At 62.3% G+C, this 15,036-nt stretch carries 18 protein-coding genes; 2 read left to right on the forward strand and 16 right to left on the reverse strand.

Going from position 1 to position 15,036, the window contains the following annotated elements:
• Positions 1–3 precede the first annotated feature (3 nt).
• Genes ACFOYU_RS11240 through ACFOYU_RS11270 form a run of 7 tightly spaced genes read right to left on the reverse strand, consistent with a single transcriptional unit; the run spans position 4 to position 7,835 of the window.
• Positions 4–210 carry a hypothetical protein gene (locus tag ACFOYU_RS11240; RefSeq protein ID WP_377033605.1) on the reverse strand — a complete coding sequence of 69 codons (207 nt, stop codon included), beginning with the start codon at positions 208–210 and terminating at the stop codon, positions 4–6.
• A complete protein-coding gene (locus ACFOYU_RS11245; RefSeq protein WP_377033606.1) occupies positions 203–622 on the reverse strand; it encodes a hypothetical protein in 420 nt (139 codons plus the stop codon). Before ACFOYU_RS11245 ends, ACFOYU_RS11240 begins: the two co-directional genes overlap by 8 nt.
• Positions 619–4,608 (reverse strand): host specificity factor TipJ family phage tail protein, encoded by a 3,990-nt coding sequence (locus tag ACFOYU_RS11250; RefSeq protein ID WP_377033607.1) that lies wholly within the window; start codon positions 4,606–4,608, stop codon positions 619–621. The genes ACFOYU_RS11245 and ACFOYU_RS11250 overlap by 4 nt, the downstream gene beginning before the upstream one ends.
• 4 nt (positions 4,609–4,612) lie before the next feature.
• On the reverse strand, positions 4,613–5,026 hold the full coding sequence (locus ACFOYU_RS11255) for a glycoside hydrolase (protein WP_377033608.1): 414 nt from the start codon (positions 5,024–5,026) through the stop codon (positions 4,613–4,615).
• Positions 5,016–5,504: a DUF1833 family protein gene (locus ACFOYU_RS11260; protein ID WP_377033609.1), complete on the reverse strand. Its 489-nt coding sequence runs from the start codon at positions 5,502–5,504 to the stop codon at positions 5,016–5,018. The genes ACFOYU_RS11255 and ACFOYU_RS11260 overlap by 11 nt, the downstream gene beginning before the upstream one ends.
• A gap of 2 nt (positions 5,505–5,506) precedes the next feature.
• On the reverse strand, positions 5,507–5,884 hold the full coding sequence (locus tag ACFOYU_RS11265; protein WP_377033610.1) for a hypothetical protein: 378 nt from the start codon (positions 5,882–5,884) through the stop codon (positions 5,507–5,509).
• 1 nt (position 5,885) lies between these two features.
• The gene (locus ACFOYU_RS11270; protein ID WP_377033611.1) at positions 5,886–7,835 is read right to left on the reverse strand and encodes a tape measure protein; all 1,950 of its coding nucleotides are present in this window, start codon (positions 7,833–7,835) and stop codon (positions 5,886–5,888) included.
• Positions 7,836–7,846: 11 nt separating this feature from the next.
• On the opposite strand from ACFOYU_RS11270, the gene ACFOYU_RS11275 reads away from it, so the two are divergent.
• Positions 7,847–8,176 carry a hypothetical protein gene (locus ACFOYU_RS11275; protein WP_377033612.1) on the forward strand — a complete coding sequence of 110 codons (330 nt, stop codon included), beginning with the start codon at positions 7,847–7,849 and terminating at the stop codon, positions 8,174–8,176.
• 220 nt (positions 8,177–8,396) lie between these two features.
• On the opposite strand, the gene ACFOYU_RS11280 is transcribed toward ACFOYU_RS11275, so the two are convergent.
• From ACFOYU_RS11280 to ACFOYU_RS11305, 6 genes are all read right to left on the reverse strand, one after another.
• The gene (locus ACFOYU_RS11280) at positions 8,397–8,699 is read right to left on the reverse strand and encodes a hypothetical protein (protein WP_377033613.1); all 303 of its coding nucleotides are present in this window, start codon (positions 8,697–8,699) and stop codon (positions 8,397–8,399) included.
• Positions 8,700–9,175: 476 nt separating this feature from the next.
• Positions 9,176–9,631 (reverse strand): gene transfer agent family protein, encoded by a 456-nt coding sequence (locus ACFOYU_RS11285; protein WP_377033614.1) that lies wholly within the window; start codon positions 9,629–9,631, stop codon positions 9,176–9,178.
• On the reverse strand, positions 9,628–10,074 hold the full coding sequence (locus ACFOYU_RS11290; protein WP_377033615.1) for a phage tail tube protein: 447 nt from the start codon (positions 10,072–10,074) through the stop codon (positions 9,628–9,630). The genes ACFOYU_RS11285 and ACFOYU_RS11290 overlap by 4 nt, the downstream gene beginning before the upstream one ends.
• A gap of 27 nt (positions 10,075–10,101) precedes the next feature.
• Entirely contained in the window at positions 10,102–10,506 is a 405-nt protein-coding gene (locus ACFOYU_RS11295; protein ID WP_377033616.1) for a DUF3168 domain-containing protein, read from the reverse strand.
• Complete coding sequence (locus ACFOYU_RS11300) at positions 10,503–10,970, reverse strand: HK97-gp10 family putative phage morphogenesis protein (protein ID WP_377033617.1); 468 nt, start codon at positions 10,968–10,970, stop codon at positions 10,503–10,505. Before ACFOYU_RS11300 ends, ACFOYU_RS11295 begins: the two co-directional genes overlap by 4 nt.
• 138 nt (positions 10,971–11,108) lie before the next feature.
• Positions 11,109–11,456: a phage head closure protein gene (locus ACFOYU_RS11305; protein WP_377033618.1), complete on the reverse strand. Its 348-nt coding sequence runs from the start codon at positions 11,454–11,456 to the stop codon at positions 11,109–11,111.
• A 98-nt stretch (positions 11,457–11,554) separates the two neighbouring features.
• Here ACFOYU_RS11305 and ACFOYU_RS11310 point away from each other — a divergent pair, with 98 nt between their 5' ends.
• Positions 11,555–11,995 carry a hypothetical protein gene (locus tag ACFOYU_RS11310; RefSeq protein ID WP_377033619.1) on the forward strand — a complete coding sequence of 147 codons (441 nt, stop codon included), beginning with the start codon at positions 11,555–11,557 and terminating at the stop codon, positions 11,993–11,995.
• Between the two features lie 573 nt (positions 11,996–12,568).
• Here ACFOYU_RS11310 and ACFOYU_RS11315 read toward each other — a convergent pair.
• From ACFOYU_RS11315 to ACFOYU_RS11325, 3 genes are read right to left on the reverse strand one after another with little or no spacing between them, the layout of a single operon-like run.
• Positions 12,569–12,865 (reverse strand): head-tail connector protein, encoded by a 297-nt coding sequence (locus ACFOYU_RS11315; RefSeq protein WP_377033620.1) that lies wholly within the window; start codon positions 12,863–12,865, stop codon positions 12,569–12,571.
• 1 nt (position 12,866) lies between these two features.
• On the reverse strand, positions 12,867–13,913 hold the full coding sequence (locus tag ACFOYU_RS11320; protein WP_377033621.1) for a GIY-YIG nuclease family protein: 1,047 nt from the start codon (positions 13,911–13,913) through the stop codon (positions 12,867–12,869).
• A 22-nt stretch (positions 13,914–13,935) separates the two neighbouring features.
• Positions 13,936–14,910, reverse strand: coding sequence for a hypothetical protein (locus ACFOYU_RS11325; RefSeq protein ID WP_377033622.1), 975 nt, complete (start codon positions 14,908–14,910; stop codon positions 13,936–13,938).
• Positions 14,911–15,036 lie beyond the last annotated feature (126 nt).

Raw genomic sequence — 15,036 nt, forward strand, 5'->3', positions numbered from 1 at the left:
GGATCAGCCTTTGTGCGGGGGCTTCTTGAAGCGGGCCTTCACGGACTCGCAGTGTTCGACCCATGCCACCGTCTCGGGTGGCAGGGGGATGCCTTGGTCAAGCAGGGCGCGGAAGCCCTTCTGGATTGCGTCGAGCGCATCGCCAGAGGGCGCATAAGCGGCTGCGCGGTGCGGACGGTAGTCCGTGCTGTGGTGCAGTTTCTTAGCCATCGACGGTCACCGTGAACTCGCCCGGGGTGTAGGGCACCGACAGCACCCGGATCGTGTAGGTGCCGGGATAATCGAAGGAGAGCTCCACCGCCGCGTCCGTCTCCTCGTAGATCTGAAGACCGGTCGTGGCCTCGGAAATCTCAATCCAGCACGGACTCGGCAGGTTCATCAGCGTCATGCCGACCAGCGCCGCCGGGCAGGATGACTTGGTGCGCCGCCGCCCGTCCTTGACGTAATGGTCGAAGCGGTTGCCGCCTCGCATCAGGTACGGCTGGCCCTGCTCGATCAGCTCGCGGATCACGCCCTTCTGCATGGTGCCGTGTTCGGTGATCTCGCCGGTTGACGGATCGAACCGCACGAAATCGGAGTATTCATAGTAGTCGAATGGAACGCCCTGACGATCCTGTTTCATTTGCTGAGCTCGATCGCAACAATGGCAACGCCGCCGCCGTAGGTGTTGCTGACGCTGTAGCCCACAAGGCCGGCGGGCGGGGTGTCCACTAGGAACACCGTGGTCGAAAGGAAGAACACGCTGGCGGAGGTCTGGTTGATCCAGTGGTTGTTCGTGATCGACCGCAGCACCGAAGCCCCCGAGCCATAATGGCGCTGGACGGTCATAATGCCGCTCGACCCGATCGGGCGTGGCGTGCCGGGTGATCCGTAGTACGTGGCGAACACTGCGACGCGAGCCCCTGAACGGACCTGCAGGCTGACAGAGGCGCTGGCGTCGCCTTGTGACCCCGAGGAGTTACTGACCGCGCCGTTGGCGATGTTCAGGTTGTCGACGACCAGGTTGCCGATCTGGGCACTGCTGGCGATGATGGTTTCGGCCGCGAGGTGGCGGGCGCGGATCGTGCCGCTCACCAGAACGTCGCCCGAGATGTTCAGGCTGTAGAGCACCGCGCCGTCGAGGCGGCGCACCCCCTGGAACAGGAAGCCGCCGGTCTGGCCGTTGATAGTGCCGACCACGCCCCATTGCACTTTGATGCCGTCCACCGATTGCGCGTACTGCGTCAGGGTGGCGCTCTGACCATTCAGCTGCGTGCCCAGGGCCTGGATGCTCTGTGCCTGCGACGAGTTCACGCCCTCGACGTTCGTGACCCTGGTGGTCAGCTGGTTGACCAGGGTCGCCTGCCCGCTGATGTCGCCCTCGGCGTTCTTCATCCGGGAGTTCAACCCGGTATAGGACGTGTTGAGGGTCTCGATCTTGCCCTCGGCCGTCGTGACGCGGGTGGTCAGCGACTGCCGCGCCGTGCCTTCGGCCGTGATGTTCGTCTCAGCCGTTGTCAGCCGGGCCTGCAGCCGGTCGGTCACATCAGCGAGCGCCTCGTCGGCATCGACGCGCGCCGTGCGCTCCTCGGTGATCTGCGCCTCGGCATCGTTCAGCCGGACCGCCAGCGTCTCGAGAATCCGCGCGACGGCCTCGAGCTCGCTGACCCGGACCTCGGTTTCCCGCTCGATTGCCGCGAAAGCACGGGTGACATTCTCGGTCAGCGTGACCTTGACCAGGTCCAGCTGCTGGTAGGAATGGCCCGCCTGGGTCGCCGCCGCGTTGGCAATGCGCTCGGAAAGTTCGAACACCTCCCGCCGCATCTCGTCGATCGTACCCTGGCCGATGTCGGAGATGAGACCGATCTCGTACTGGAGTTGCTCGACGAGGTTGTCGAACTCGACGAGGAAGTCGGCAATATCGCCGTCGATGATCGGCTTGAACAGCGCCGCCGTCGTGTAGACCGGGGCGGACGGCACGCCGAGGGCGTTGATCGCCACCGCCCGGATGCGCAGATCGACCTCGTCGCGGTACTCGACCACGTAGCTGCCGCTGGTGGCCTCGCCGGCATGAATGTTCTGCCATTGCTCGTCGCCATAGGCGATGTCGACGCGGTAAAGCCGGCAGCCACGCGCCACGGCGACCGACCATTCGAGGACGATGGCGGTGGCTTTCTGCAGGACGTGGGCGCGCACCCACGGCAGGATCGGGGTCAGCTGGCCCTCGTCGTCGACCACGACCTTGATCGGTGGCGCGGGGGGAATGGCCTCGCCCAGCACCTGCCAGACCTCGGGCGCGTCATAGACGGCGGTCACCTGCACCCGCCCCTCGCCCTCCGGGCGGGCGCTGCGTATGATGTAGGGCTTCGACAGCTCGGCCAGGGTGCCGAGCAGGATCGTCACCGGCAGGCGGCGGTTGGGCTTGCCGAACAGGCTGGCGAGCGTGCGGCCGGTATAGCCCTCGATCACCGCCACGTCGCCGCTGTCGAGGGTGATGGTGCGGTCCGTGTGGCCGGTGATGGCGACCGGTCCCCATTCCTGGCCGTGCTGGTCGCGCAGGACCGCATGCGCCCCGGCGGGCAGGGTGAAGTCCACATCCAGCGTCAGGGACAGGCCGGCCTGCGCCGTGACTCCCGCCGCGAGCGTACCGTCCATGAACCAGGCCTCGATCATGGCCGGGTCATTGCGCCCGAGAATGCGGCCGGCGAGCTCGGTCGTCAGGGTGCGGGCCTCGCGGCGGTAATAGGCCGAGGCCGCATACCAGCGCGCCAGCATGGTCGCGTGCTCGTGCGACGAGACCCCGAAGGCCTGGATCCGGCGCGGGGTGATCGTCTCGGCGCCGATGGTCGCGCGGACCTCGGCCCGGCGGCGGGTGTCGCCGTCGACAAAGTATTCCACGATCACGTCCGACATGCCGTTCGACATATCGAGATCGAACTCGGCCCCGGTGGTGTCCTTGACGATCTGGCGCCGGCTGATGACGTGCTTCTGGTAGGCGCGCGGCTCGTCGCGGACCATGCTCCAGGTGTCGCCGATCAGGATCGGCTCGGCCCGGATCACGCCCAGGACCGTAGCCGCCGCCTCATAGACCGAAACCGGGCCGCGGATCGCGCCGTCGAAGGTGTCGTGCTCGGTCAGGGTGCTGGCATAGTGCCCGAAGGTGGCCAGGTCGATCTTGCCGTCGGGATAGGCCCCGCCATAGGTCTGGTTACGCAGGACATCGAGGGCGATCCAGACGGCTTTCCGCGTCGGCTCCTCGACCCAGGTCTCCCCGATCCTCACCGGCAGGATGCTGGTGGTCTCGACCCAGATGTCGGAGAACGCCATCGTGCTGCCCATGGCCTCGGCCGAGATCTTCATGGCGATCTCGCTCACGTCCGGGCGCAGCGGCTCGTTGAACAGGTGCGAGCGCAACCCGTCCCAGTGCACGGCGCCGGTATAGGTGACGCCGGCCTCCTCGAGCTCAGGAGCGAGCTTGCCATGCGCGGCCCGCCCCCGGACGGCATAGCGCCCGGGCGGCACGTCGACGAGCCTTGTCGTGCGAACGGCGCGGGTGGCGACCGAGTTGCCGTTGTCGTTGTAGAGCGGCATCCAGCCGCCGACGACACGCCCATCCTCGTCAATCGCGGCGTATTCGAACACCACGCCCCAGGGCGCCGGCAGCTTCTGGGTCTGGCGCGGATGCGTCATGAAGTGACCCTGCGGGTAGCTCCAATCGAGCTGAATGCGCGAGGTCACCACGCCGGGCTCGGTGACCGGGAACGGCCCCATCCACGGCATGACATCATCGGCGCGCGGCAGCTCGGTGCCGGCCACGTTCTGGGACGAATACACCGCCCCCGGCACGAGACCGGACGCCGCTCCCGGCGCAATGAACTCGATCTCGGCATTGGTAAACGGCGCGACGAGGCCGTCCTGCTCCGTCCACATCAGGGCCTGGCCGACGCGGATGGAGTGGACCTTGTACCGGCCGGCTCCCAGCGTCAGGCGCTTGAACAGGATCTGATCGGAATCCGTGCCGCCGGTATAGACGAAGTAATCGGCCTGGGAGAGATCGGGCTGGTGCCAGATGCGGCCATAATTGACCGGGATGCGGTCGCCCGGGCGCGGCAGGTTGCCGCCGCCCGAGACGCCATAGACCGGCCGGGTGTCCTCGTCCTTGTTCGCCTTGGCCTGGGTGGCTTTCGACAGGAAGTAGGCGCCGCCGGCCACGATACCGAGCGCGATGACCTTGCTGGCGATCGCGGTGCCGGTCGCGCCGAGGCCAAGACCGGCCGCCAGGGGGCCGGCGATGTAGGGTGCCGCCACGGCGAGCGCGATCATGGCAACCGCGGCCCCGATGGCCTTGCCGCCCCCGCCGCCCGAGCCGCCGGACGCGCCGCCGAGCGGCAGGTAGGTGATCACCACCGTGTCGTGCGGGCCGACAAGAGTGTTCTTCCACGCCTTGCGCAGGCGCACGGTCTCGTCGGTCGGCTGCAGCAGGGCGCCCGCCCGGTGCACGGACACGATGCACGGCCGCCCCGGCAGGCGCCGGGTGGCCAGGGTCGACAGGCGGCGGCGGCGCGGCACAAGCGTCTGCGGCTCGCGCAGGTCTTCGCCCACGTCGCTGCGGTGGAGGATCAGGGTCATGCGGTCAATCGGTCAGAGGAACGAACCAGCGCGGCAGCCAGCCGCGCACCTTTTGCAGCTCGAGCAGGCTGTCGAGCACGACGCCGTGCGGATGATCGGTGTGCAGCACCCGGCCGCCATCGAGAGCGAGATAGACGCCGGCATGCTCCAGATCGGCCGGGTTGCCGCCGACGCGCGACATGCGCGCCACGGCGCCGTGCACGGGTGCCGCGACCTCGCGCCAGCCGACGGCCTCGGCATTGATGGAAAACAGCTCGCGGCGCTTTCCCCGGGCGGGCACGGCCAGAGGCCCGAGCGGCACCTCGCGCCCGAACAGGTCGCGCTGCACCTGCTGCACCAGCGCCCAGCAATGGACGCCGCGCCGCTCCCAGGGCCGGCCGATGAGGCCGTTGAGATAGGCGCCGAGATCAACCGCCATGGAGGGCCTTGTAGGTGGAAAGGGAATAGACCAGACGGGGGAAGGCTTGCCGGTCATGTTTGGAAGAGGCTTCCAGGGTGCCCGTGGCCGTGGTGGCCGACAGGGACACCTTCGACAGAAACATGCCGCCCCGAACCTCGCCCGGCGCCGACAGGTTGCTCGCCAGATAGGCCCGGTAGGTGACGGTGATCGGCGATCCGGCCTGCACCGCATCCCGCAGGTAGGGCACCAGCATGGACGACACGTTCTCGATCGAGACCACGCCCGTGGTCGGGCCGTCATCATCGAATCCCTGCAGGGAGATAGACATGCCGAGCGCCTGGTGCAGATGCCCGCCGAGCGTCATGTCGCTGTCGGCGTTCGGCACGATCCGGATCGGTTCGGCAAAGGCGGGATGATCGAGCTCCAGGGTGTCGATCACCACGTCCGCGAGATCAGGATCGGCATAGGCCTCTTTGATGGCGTCGGTCAGGGACATGATCACCAGTCGAAGACGATGAGGGTGAAGGACACGATGAAGCCGCGCCCGGCCGGCTCCGCCGAAATCACACCGTTGTCGATCATCACGGTCCGGACCGGGTAGCAGCCCACGCCCGGGCTATGCACCGGCATGGTGAACCGGGACGAGCCGTCGGCCAGCGTGACCTTGTGGAACTGCCGGAAGGTGTTGAACTCAGCCCAGGTCTTGAAGTGGATGGCGTAGGCGAGCCTGGCCCGGTTGGCGAGGCCGGAACGGCGGGCCAGGGGCGGGCCGTCCTCGAACTCGGTCCAGACCGGTGGGCGGGTTGCCTCCAGCACACGGAAGCTGCTCACCAGGGGTTTGTAGTTCAGGCCTTCCGGCCATGCAGGGAGTGCCATCTCAGCCCACCAGTCCGTTGCCGCCGGCGCGGGCGGTCATGCCCTTGAACAAGGCCCCCTTGCCACGGCTGGCGCGCTCGGCGAGGGCGTTTTCGAGCGGGATGATCACGTCAACGCCCCCCGAGGCGTTGCGGCGGGTCTCGGTCGGCACACCGGCCTCGTTGATCACGTTGACCTGCACTGGGGAACCACCAGCCCCCTTGCCGTGCGGGATGATGCGGCCCGGTGTGGTCGGCACGAAGGTCTCGCGCCCGCTCTCGCCGACCGTATAGGCCCGACCGGGGTAGACATTGCCGCCACCGGCACGGCCGGTTGGGTTCATAGTCAGGCCGCCTCCGCCCAGGAGACTGCTGAACAGGCTCCCCAAAGCCCCACTCTTGCTATCGAACAAGGAGTTCAGGCTCATATCGATCAGTTTGTCGACAACCCGGTCCAGACTGTTCGCCAGGGCATCCGCCGCGGTCTCGCCCTGTCGGATGTCACTGATAAAGCCACCGATTGCATCCTGCGCGGTGGACCGGAAATCCTCCATCGCTTCATTGACCCGATCCTGCGCATCGCGAGCGTCTTCGATTTTCTGGGTTGCGGTACCATAAGCTGCGGCCAGCGTTTCGATCTGCGCTTTTAGTTGTGGCGTGACCGCGACGTTGGCCTCTTTGGCGGCCTCAAGCAGTCGGAATGCGGCCTCTGCCTTCGCAGCATCCCCCGCCGACATACCCACAGTCTGGCGCTCTGCATCGAGCGCCCGGGTGCGTTCCTGGATCTGCTCAATCTCGCGCTGCAGTTCGTTCTGGCGTTCGCGAGAGGATTTTCCTCCCCCCTTGCCCCCGCCTTCATCAACGGGAAAGTCTGCGAGGGACACAGGCTTGCGGCCAGCTCCTGCCGCTGTACCCGCAGAAGTGTATCTCCTCTGTGCCTTCTTCTGTGGCGAGACTTTGAAAACGAGAGGTTCTGCGGTGCTTCCATCCTCGTTGACAGAACGTGGAACCGAGCTCTGAGAAACTGTGCTCATCCACCCGGCTAAGCGTTCATAAAGGCTGATCAGGCGCTGAAGTTCGTCTATGGTGCTCTGAAGCCCAGCAGGAACCTTGCCGATTTCCCCTACGAGCCAATTGATAGCATCCCCGAAGGTGCGGCTCGCGCCAGCAGCCTCATCCATTTTACCCGCAGCATCTTTGAGGGCATTGTAGACCCTTTCCATTCCCTGGCTCAGGGTCGGAACTGTGTCCTTCGCCATATCGTCAAGAACATGCTGGCCAGCCTCAAACGCCCTAAAAAACGCTTGGCTGCTGACCTTGCCGTCCTTCACAAGCGCCGTCAGGCGCGAAACCGAGCCCCCGGCTTCTGCCAAGCCTGCCGCGACGGCTTTGAGAACAGGCTGCGCGCCATCGATCAGAGAGTTATATTCCTCGGCTTGAACCTTGCCCCCAGACAATGCCTGGGAAAGCTGGAGGAGCGCCCCTTGGGCCTCTGCTGCACTCTGCCCAGAGACCCGAAGAGCCGTAGCGACGCCCTCTGTAAACCGCATCAGTTCAGGGGCGGTGATATTAAGTTCCTTTTGCGCCAAGCTCAGGCGACTGTATAGTGTCGCCAGCGCTTCAATGGGGGCTGCCTGCCTCTGAGCAATAGCAAATAGGTCACTGTAGGTGTTCTTCAGGCTCTCGCCTTCCAGGCCAGCTACTTTCAGAGAGTTTTGAACCTTCGTATACGCATCCGCGAACCGGGCCACCTGTTGGACAGAGAGCCCCGCCAACATCCCGCCGATGGCGGTGTTAATATGGCGGCTCGCGTTAGTCATGATGCTTTCGAGACGCCGGGTGGCCTGCTGGGTCCGACGTTCGACGCCCCTCATAGCCGTATCGGTCGATTGCCGAGCCCGCTTCATTTCATTTTCGAATTTCCTTATGTTTGCCTCTAATGAGACAACCAGCCGTTCAAGATCTTGCGCCACGAGGGACCTCTATGAAGAAAGCTATTTGCGCCACAATGTTGCTGATTTCATCGGGAGGGGGGGCTACCGCGCAGTCCAGAGTTGTCACGATCGAAACAGAGAATGTCCTTCGGAGCCGAGCGCACATCGAAGCTCATTTCAGCGTCAAGAATGATAGTGGTACAGCCTTGGGCATGGTCGTCGCGCACTGCACATTCTTCGATAAGGACGATACACCGCTCGCGACAGAGACCGGCATCATTCAAAACCTACAAGCCGGGGAGAAGGCATTCGGCAAGGCAACTGCGCGATATTCACCTGGAATGACCACTGCGCAATGCCGCATCAACAGTGCGCGCTAGCCCTGCAACCATCCTCGAAGCATCTCTTCCTCTCAAGGCCAAGAATGATCTTCGGCATTCCGCTTGCTCTCGCGATTCCGCTCGGATTGATCGTGCTTGCCTGGATCGTCGTTGAGATCATTCATCGGCTGGAGTGGAAGTCAGTCCCCCCACCCGACCCTGAGGGCTAGACGCCCATGAAAAGGCCCGTCTGAAACGGGACTGAGTTCATTCTTAGGGCTCAGTCGTCTTTTGGGACTAGAGCATGGACCGAGTAAGCCACTCCGGCGATACCTGCGATGATCAGGAAAGGCTTTGTATTCCCGATCAACTCCAGCACCTTTGGCTCAACAATGCCTACGAGCAGCAAGACGGAAGTTGAAAAGGTGGCGCTATCGAATACCGAAGTGATGGGGAAGCCGCCACTTTTAGTTGAGAACCGTCCAGTCTTGATCCTCCGTGCGATGTAATGGGCGACCAGATAAAGGAGCATCCCGAACATCACAAAGGCATAGAGGCCGTTCTCATCCGCGGGCAGATTCATTTAGCCCCGGATTGCCAGGACCGCTCCAACCAGAGCACCAACGCCAGCGGCGGCAGTGCCACCAGCAGCAGTCGCCTCATAACCAAAATAAGGCACAGCTACGCCAAACAGAGCCAAAGCGGCTACGCTGAAGCCAACCATGCCCTTGAGGACCAGAATGAATGAAACGGCTCGACGAGCGTGCAGAAGCCACGACATGACACCCTCCATTCACTGGTTTAAACCAATCCGACTTAATCGGATGCTTCTAATATGGCTAAGGCTGCGCGCAGGTCAATCAGATTTGACCCCATTCCTTCCTATCTGAAACTTTTCGGCTCCGTTTGATGCCCAACCTCTCCGGCACGAAGGTTAACTCTGCAACCATCCCCACAGAGCCTCTTCCTCTGTGGCACTGAGCGCCTTGTCCCCCTTCGGGTCATGGGCTTTGGAGTAGCCTTCAGCGACGGCTGAGAATTCCCAGAGGGACATCTCGTCTACCTCTCGAGGGGTCCAGCCTCCGATGAGGGCTCCGTTTGTGTAGAAGGCGGCAAAGGCGAGTCGGTCGTCTCCGTCATCTTTGCCGCCTTGCTTTTTCCCTCAAGCGGCTCCTCCTCGGAGCCGAACAGGGCTGCACCCAGGATCAGGGTCGCATAGACGCTGCTTTCCGTGATCGGACGATCCTCGACGTAGCGTTTCACCAGGTCGAGGGCGTCGGCGGGCTTGGTGCCGCCGCCAATCAGGCCAAGGCGGATGACTTCACGGACCTCATGCGGCCAGGCATCGTTCGACCGCAGAGCCTCAAAGAGGGTTGCTGGACCAATGAAGGGCGCCCCAAGCTTCACGCGAGGCCGGTTGATGGCCTCCTGAAGTTCGCGGAGCTGGCCGATGGCGAGCCGAAAGCGATATTCGCCATCGGCCCAACCCAGGGTTACCGAGGCATCCCGGCTCATGCGGCGGCATCCGTCCAGACGACCGGGCCGCTCGACTGCATTTCGACCGAAACTGAAACGCGCTCGCCGCGAGTTGCGCCGGGTTCGAAGGAAGTTACGTGGAACGCACCGGACCAGTAGCCGCCGCCCTGTGCCAGGGTACCTCCGACCTCGATCCGGACATTCACGGTGTCCGTAGTAGTGAAGGCATCGCGCCACAGTTCGAGGGACTCACGGGCCATGACGCCCTCTCCCGAGATGGTAGCGGAGAGCGAGACGACATCGCGGTCGACCCATGCCGGCGCGTCTTCGTCATCGCAATCGATCGACGTAGTGTCGTTCGTTTCCTTGCTGAAGGTGATCGAACGCTCCGTCAGCCCGCACGGAGCTGCGAAGGTGCCAGGGGTGTCCGTTTCCAGCATCACCTTGAACGCAGAAAACGGGAGCGTAGTGGCCTGCGCCATGGTGTATCTCCTTCATGTGGCAGGGGTTTAGGCGCTCTCGACAAGAGCGCGAAAGGTCATGCGGGCACGGGTCAGCAGACCATCGCCGCCGTCGCCGATGTTCGTGTCACGGTGCCCGATTTCGGTCAGGGCATATGGCTCATCCAATGCCAACGGTACGAGGCTGAGAGCTGCGCGCACGGCGCTGGCTGCCCGGGATGCCTCAACCTTGCCGACGGCGTTCGACCAGACATCGAGGTCAATGAAGACCTCGTGCCCATCGATGCATTCCGCCCCATCGTCCACCGCCTGAATGTTACGGATATTGACGTACGGTAGACTCGCACCAGCAGGCACACGGTCATAGACGCGACCCTCTATGATTGCCGACAGGGCGGCGTCTCCTTTGAGCTTGCCGACGATAGCCTTCTGCAGTGCGGCTTCAATGCTCATGATGAGGCGGCCTCTTTGGCGGCTTTCTTGGTGGCGCGGGTGATGCGCGACTTGACCCGGCGCCGCAAGGCGCGCACGGGCGGGTAGAAGTACGGTTGCGGGCGGGTGCCGGGATGCTGTGTCCCGGCGAATTTGCCCTTGTTCTCGTGCGGAGCGGTGCCAAACTCCACAAGCCGGGCGTACCAGGCCTCGGCATTGCCAGCGACGATGTGCACCGTCAGGTCAGGGTCGCCCTCGCCTGTCGTGCCGACGCCGCGCACGTTCGCGTTCTCGGGCGTATAGCTGCCCCTTACCGCCTGGATCGAGCGCGCAAGTGCCCCGCTGTCTTTCGGCGCGAGGCGCTTTTGCATAGCGACGATTTCATCAGCGCCTTGCCGGATTGCGGGACCGACGTGATCCCTCACCTTCTGCGGCAGGGCTGCCAGCTTCCGCAGAAGCTTCTCGCGGTTCCGAACCTTCGCCATCGATCAACTCCACGGCGCCGACTGCACGAGCGGCTTCGTATTCGGCCTCGGGAATTTTCACCTCGTCCCCTTCCTTACGAGCGACGACAACGGAGGCGCGGGGGCGGTAGTCGAACCGCTTCGTGTAGCGAACGTGCTTCATGTCGGCGCTCCTAGGGTGCATGTGAGGACGTTCCACATCCGCTTTCCATCAGGGTCCCGGATGTCGTGAATATTGTAGATCTCGGCGGGCTTACGGGCGTTCACGGCGCGCCATTCCGGCGCGATCTGCCCAGTCTGAGACGACCACCGGACGGTGATCTCGACCGGGCGCACGCCCTCAAGCCGCTGGGCCAGCACCTCCTCGCGACCACGAGCCGGGGCGATGTTCGCGGCGACGGTGAATTGATCCGTCCAGGGGCCGGAAACCTCGTTGCCATACCCATCGTCCACAACGGAACGGGCTTGGAAGGTCACACGGTCGCGAAGTTCACCGGATCGAGGCATGTGTTATCCGAAAGCAAACGGGGCTGGAGCAAAGCAGAACGGAAAATTTACCGAATTACAGCCCACAATGCCTTCTCACGACACTGAAGGGGCTCCTAATGTTTGAAATCTCACGTTTCGTACTTGCCGTAGGCATTTGTGGTCTTGCCACAGTAGTTGGTACTGGCGCACGGGCGGAGGATCCCCCGAACTTAGTCGGCACCTGGAAGGGATCGACCCAGGCTGTCTATGTTGGCTCAAATCCGTACCGAGTAGCTGAGAAGACCGGCCCCAATTTCTCGACCAACCAGATCGAGTTCACGTATTCGATCACGGAGCAGAAGGCGAATCTGTTCGCCGGGACATTATCTGCTGGGAAATTCTCAGAGACGCTCATCGGAGCGATCAGCCCTGACAACCGCAGCGGCGTCATGTCAGACGACGATGGACAGTACACTCTCTCAATCCGCGATGCGAACACGATTGATGTCTGCTATCAGCACAGCTTCCCCACCAGTCGTGTGGCGGCATGCTGGACGCTGAAGCGTACAGCCAGCTAACTTCCGCTCAATCGGCATACGACGCGGATATGCTTTAAGTCGGCAGGCTCCGAATTTACTTACAAGTAACTGTCTAGCCTGCCGGCGGAGAATCATGTATTAACACTGCCCCGCGAAAAATTCCGCGACTTCACAGCCACAGCCAGAGGAGGCGCTTCATGTCCGAACGACTTTGCATGCGATCGCGCTCAATCCTCATTGAAACTCTTGCTGCTGTAGGCTGCTATGAAACCGACTGTGTTCCCCCTGCCCTTTGTAGGGTTCGCATTTCGCTTTGAGTTCGTCCGCATACCGCGGAAACCGGCGAACGATCAAAAGCCACCCGTACTGACATTCGAGTTCATCGAGTCGATGCGGCGGCAGTTCAATGCACATGTGCTGCGAGATATCGGCATCGACAGGAGCCGGATGGACTGATGGTCCGGCTGCTCTGGATCTCACCCATGTGGATTGACAGTTGGCTCTCACTTGCTAGTGAGCGTGTGCGGTGTTGCAACCGGCATCGCACACGCCCCGGCTGAGATGTCCTGCACGGCTGATCAGCTGGGGCGTTATCGTTTCAACGAACTTGAGTCAGGCAATGGCTGGATCTCGGAACCGAGCAAGAAGCCGTGCGACCGGTCCGTTAGACGCGAGATAGTCGCCACCCCCAGCACCGGTGCGGTCGTCCCAAAGTGCCGTCAGCACCAACAGGATCGCAGCTTGGACAGGCTTCGGAACCGTCGTCTCAGTCCACCCGTGCTGAGGCTTCTTCAGATAATCGACCACGATCTCGCTGGCCTGCTCCATTTTCATCCGCAGGTCGACGTCCTGATCGTCATAGTCGATGCGAAGCTGCTGCTTGGCCTGTTCGATGGTGATGAGAGCCATGTCAGACCGCCTCTACTGGGATGCCGACGCGCACTGGCTCGACAGGCTTGGCTTCCTTCACGCCTCCGTCGCGACCGTCCCTGCCCTTCTTCACGGCGAGGCGCATAGCTTCCGTTCGACGCTGTCTTACCCCTGGGTCGGCCCAGGTCCGCAAGGCGATATCACGACGAGTTGCCCTGTAGGACTCATGCTGCTTGACTTCCGCAAGCCGCGCAGTGCGGAAGCGCAGACGCGCCTCATCTCGAAGGTCGAGCCATTGGCCCCCAATCTTAATTTCGCGATCAACCCCATCCGCCGCTGAACTCCGCACGCGCAACCTTGATTTCGTTGGCACTAACGAAAAATCGCAAGCTTGAAACCCAAAGCCAGCTCGAGCGCAGATTTCGCGGCCTATTTCGCCGGGATCGTCCAACGATCGCGCGTAAACACCGAAACTGATGCAATGAAGACGACCTTCATGGCATAACGTGGCCAGATGGCGAGCCACTATCGTGCGCCCGATGTGAGGGAATGCAGATCTCACATCTTCTGAAAAAACTACCGTCCCAGATTGGGCGGCTACCCAATCCCGAACGTCGTCTACAACAAAACGCATCGTCTGCTTCTTTTCTGCCCACACTCGTTTGGCGCCTCGGGCGCAGCGCTCGCGATAATCGCTGTCAGTTTGATGTTTTAGCTTGATCGCAGCGCTCAGGGATGCCCGAGCGCGGGCTGCATATTCCGTTTGCGCCCAACGAGCCTTGCTCTTTTCTGACATGCGCTCCCGCCCGTCTTCGCTCAGCACAACGCCCTCGCCTCCTGGCGTGATGTTGGTGAGATCAGCACCGGCCGCCCAATCCTCGCCGGGTGCGACTTTCGCCAAGATTGTCATCTTCGGCGTCTGCCCTTGAGCTAACAGTGATCGGATCCAGTTTGCCGAGTGGTGGTTTTCGATCCCGCTGCGCGCACGGTTGATATGGGCACGTAGCCGAACTCTTGGCCTGTCTGCTTTGCCAATGTAGCGTACATCGCCAGTTACAGGGCATTCAAGCGCATAGATATACGTCATATTGCGCAAACTCTACAAAAGCTTAACCTACTTTGACAGGCTTTTTCTCAGGTTCGGCCTTCATTACCCCATCGCGACCGTCGCGGCCCTTCTTGACGCTCAGCCGCCAGCCGTCACCTATCCCTGGCTTCTCGGTTGTTTCTTTTTGAGCGATCCAATAGCTACCTCCGAACGTAGTTCCGTCCCCAGGCAGGTAGCTCTCGCCTTCCTTGAATACGCCTCGATCAATGACCACTGAGAACCTGTGGCGGAACTCTTTCACGTCATCACCGCGCGAATAGCGGCGGATGATCGTGCGGCCATCATCGGCCAGTTCTTCGGTCAGATCTTCAAAGCCAAAGCCGTCGCGCCCATCCTTGCCAGGCGCCCCGTCTTTGCCGACGACTTGACCGAGTTTCTTAGCCTCGCCGTTGCTGTTTGTTAGGATGAGTTTGCCATCTCGATCAATGAAGGAGTCGGCAATGCCGATGCCATCCTTGCCATCTTTCCCATCCTTGCCGTCTTTCGGCACGGGGATGGCGGCCACTGCTTTCTCGACAGCCTCCGAGACCAACCGCTGCACTTCGGCAGGGTCGACGCTCTCTCCATCCTTGCCCGGTTCGCCATCCTTGGGCGTGGGGATCTCCTTGATGCGCTTCTCGACCTCGGAGGCGATCAGCGGGGCTACATCCTCAGCCGTGACGCTCTTACCGTCCTGCGGCGCCGGAAGGGCAGCAACCGCCTTCTGGACCTCTTCTGTCACCATGGCCGGGATATCAGGCAGTTGCGGCAGTTCGATTGCTTCAATGGCCGCCTTGAGCCCTGTGACCTCCTCCGCGATGATCTGGCGAACCTCGCCTAGGTCTGCATCCTTGCCATCCCGCGGTGCAGGCAGCGCGTTGAAGCGCTTTTCCAGCACGTCCATGCGGACGGTGATCGAAGCCATCGCCTTCTCCATATATGCGCGAATAGCGGGCGCGATGCCTTCCATCAGCGCGTCGATGTCGGCGTGCTTCATTCGTTAATCTCTAGAAGAGGGGTTGCGGGTCTAGACGTACCCGAGATCCTCGGGCATCCGGTTCTTTTTCCGAATGTTCTCTGTCTTGGTCAGTATCTGGAGGTTAGCCTCACAGTGGAGGCCACA

Origin of the sequence: Microvirga sp. GCM10011540 (assembly GCF_042650665.1) — a bacterium.
Lineage (GTDB): Bacteria > Pseudomonadota > Alphaproteobacteria > Rhizobiales > Beijerinckiaceae > Microvirga > Microvirga lenta.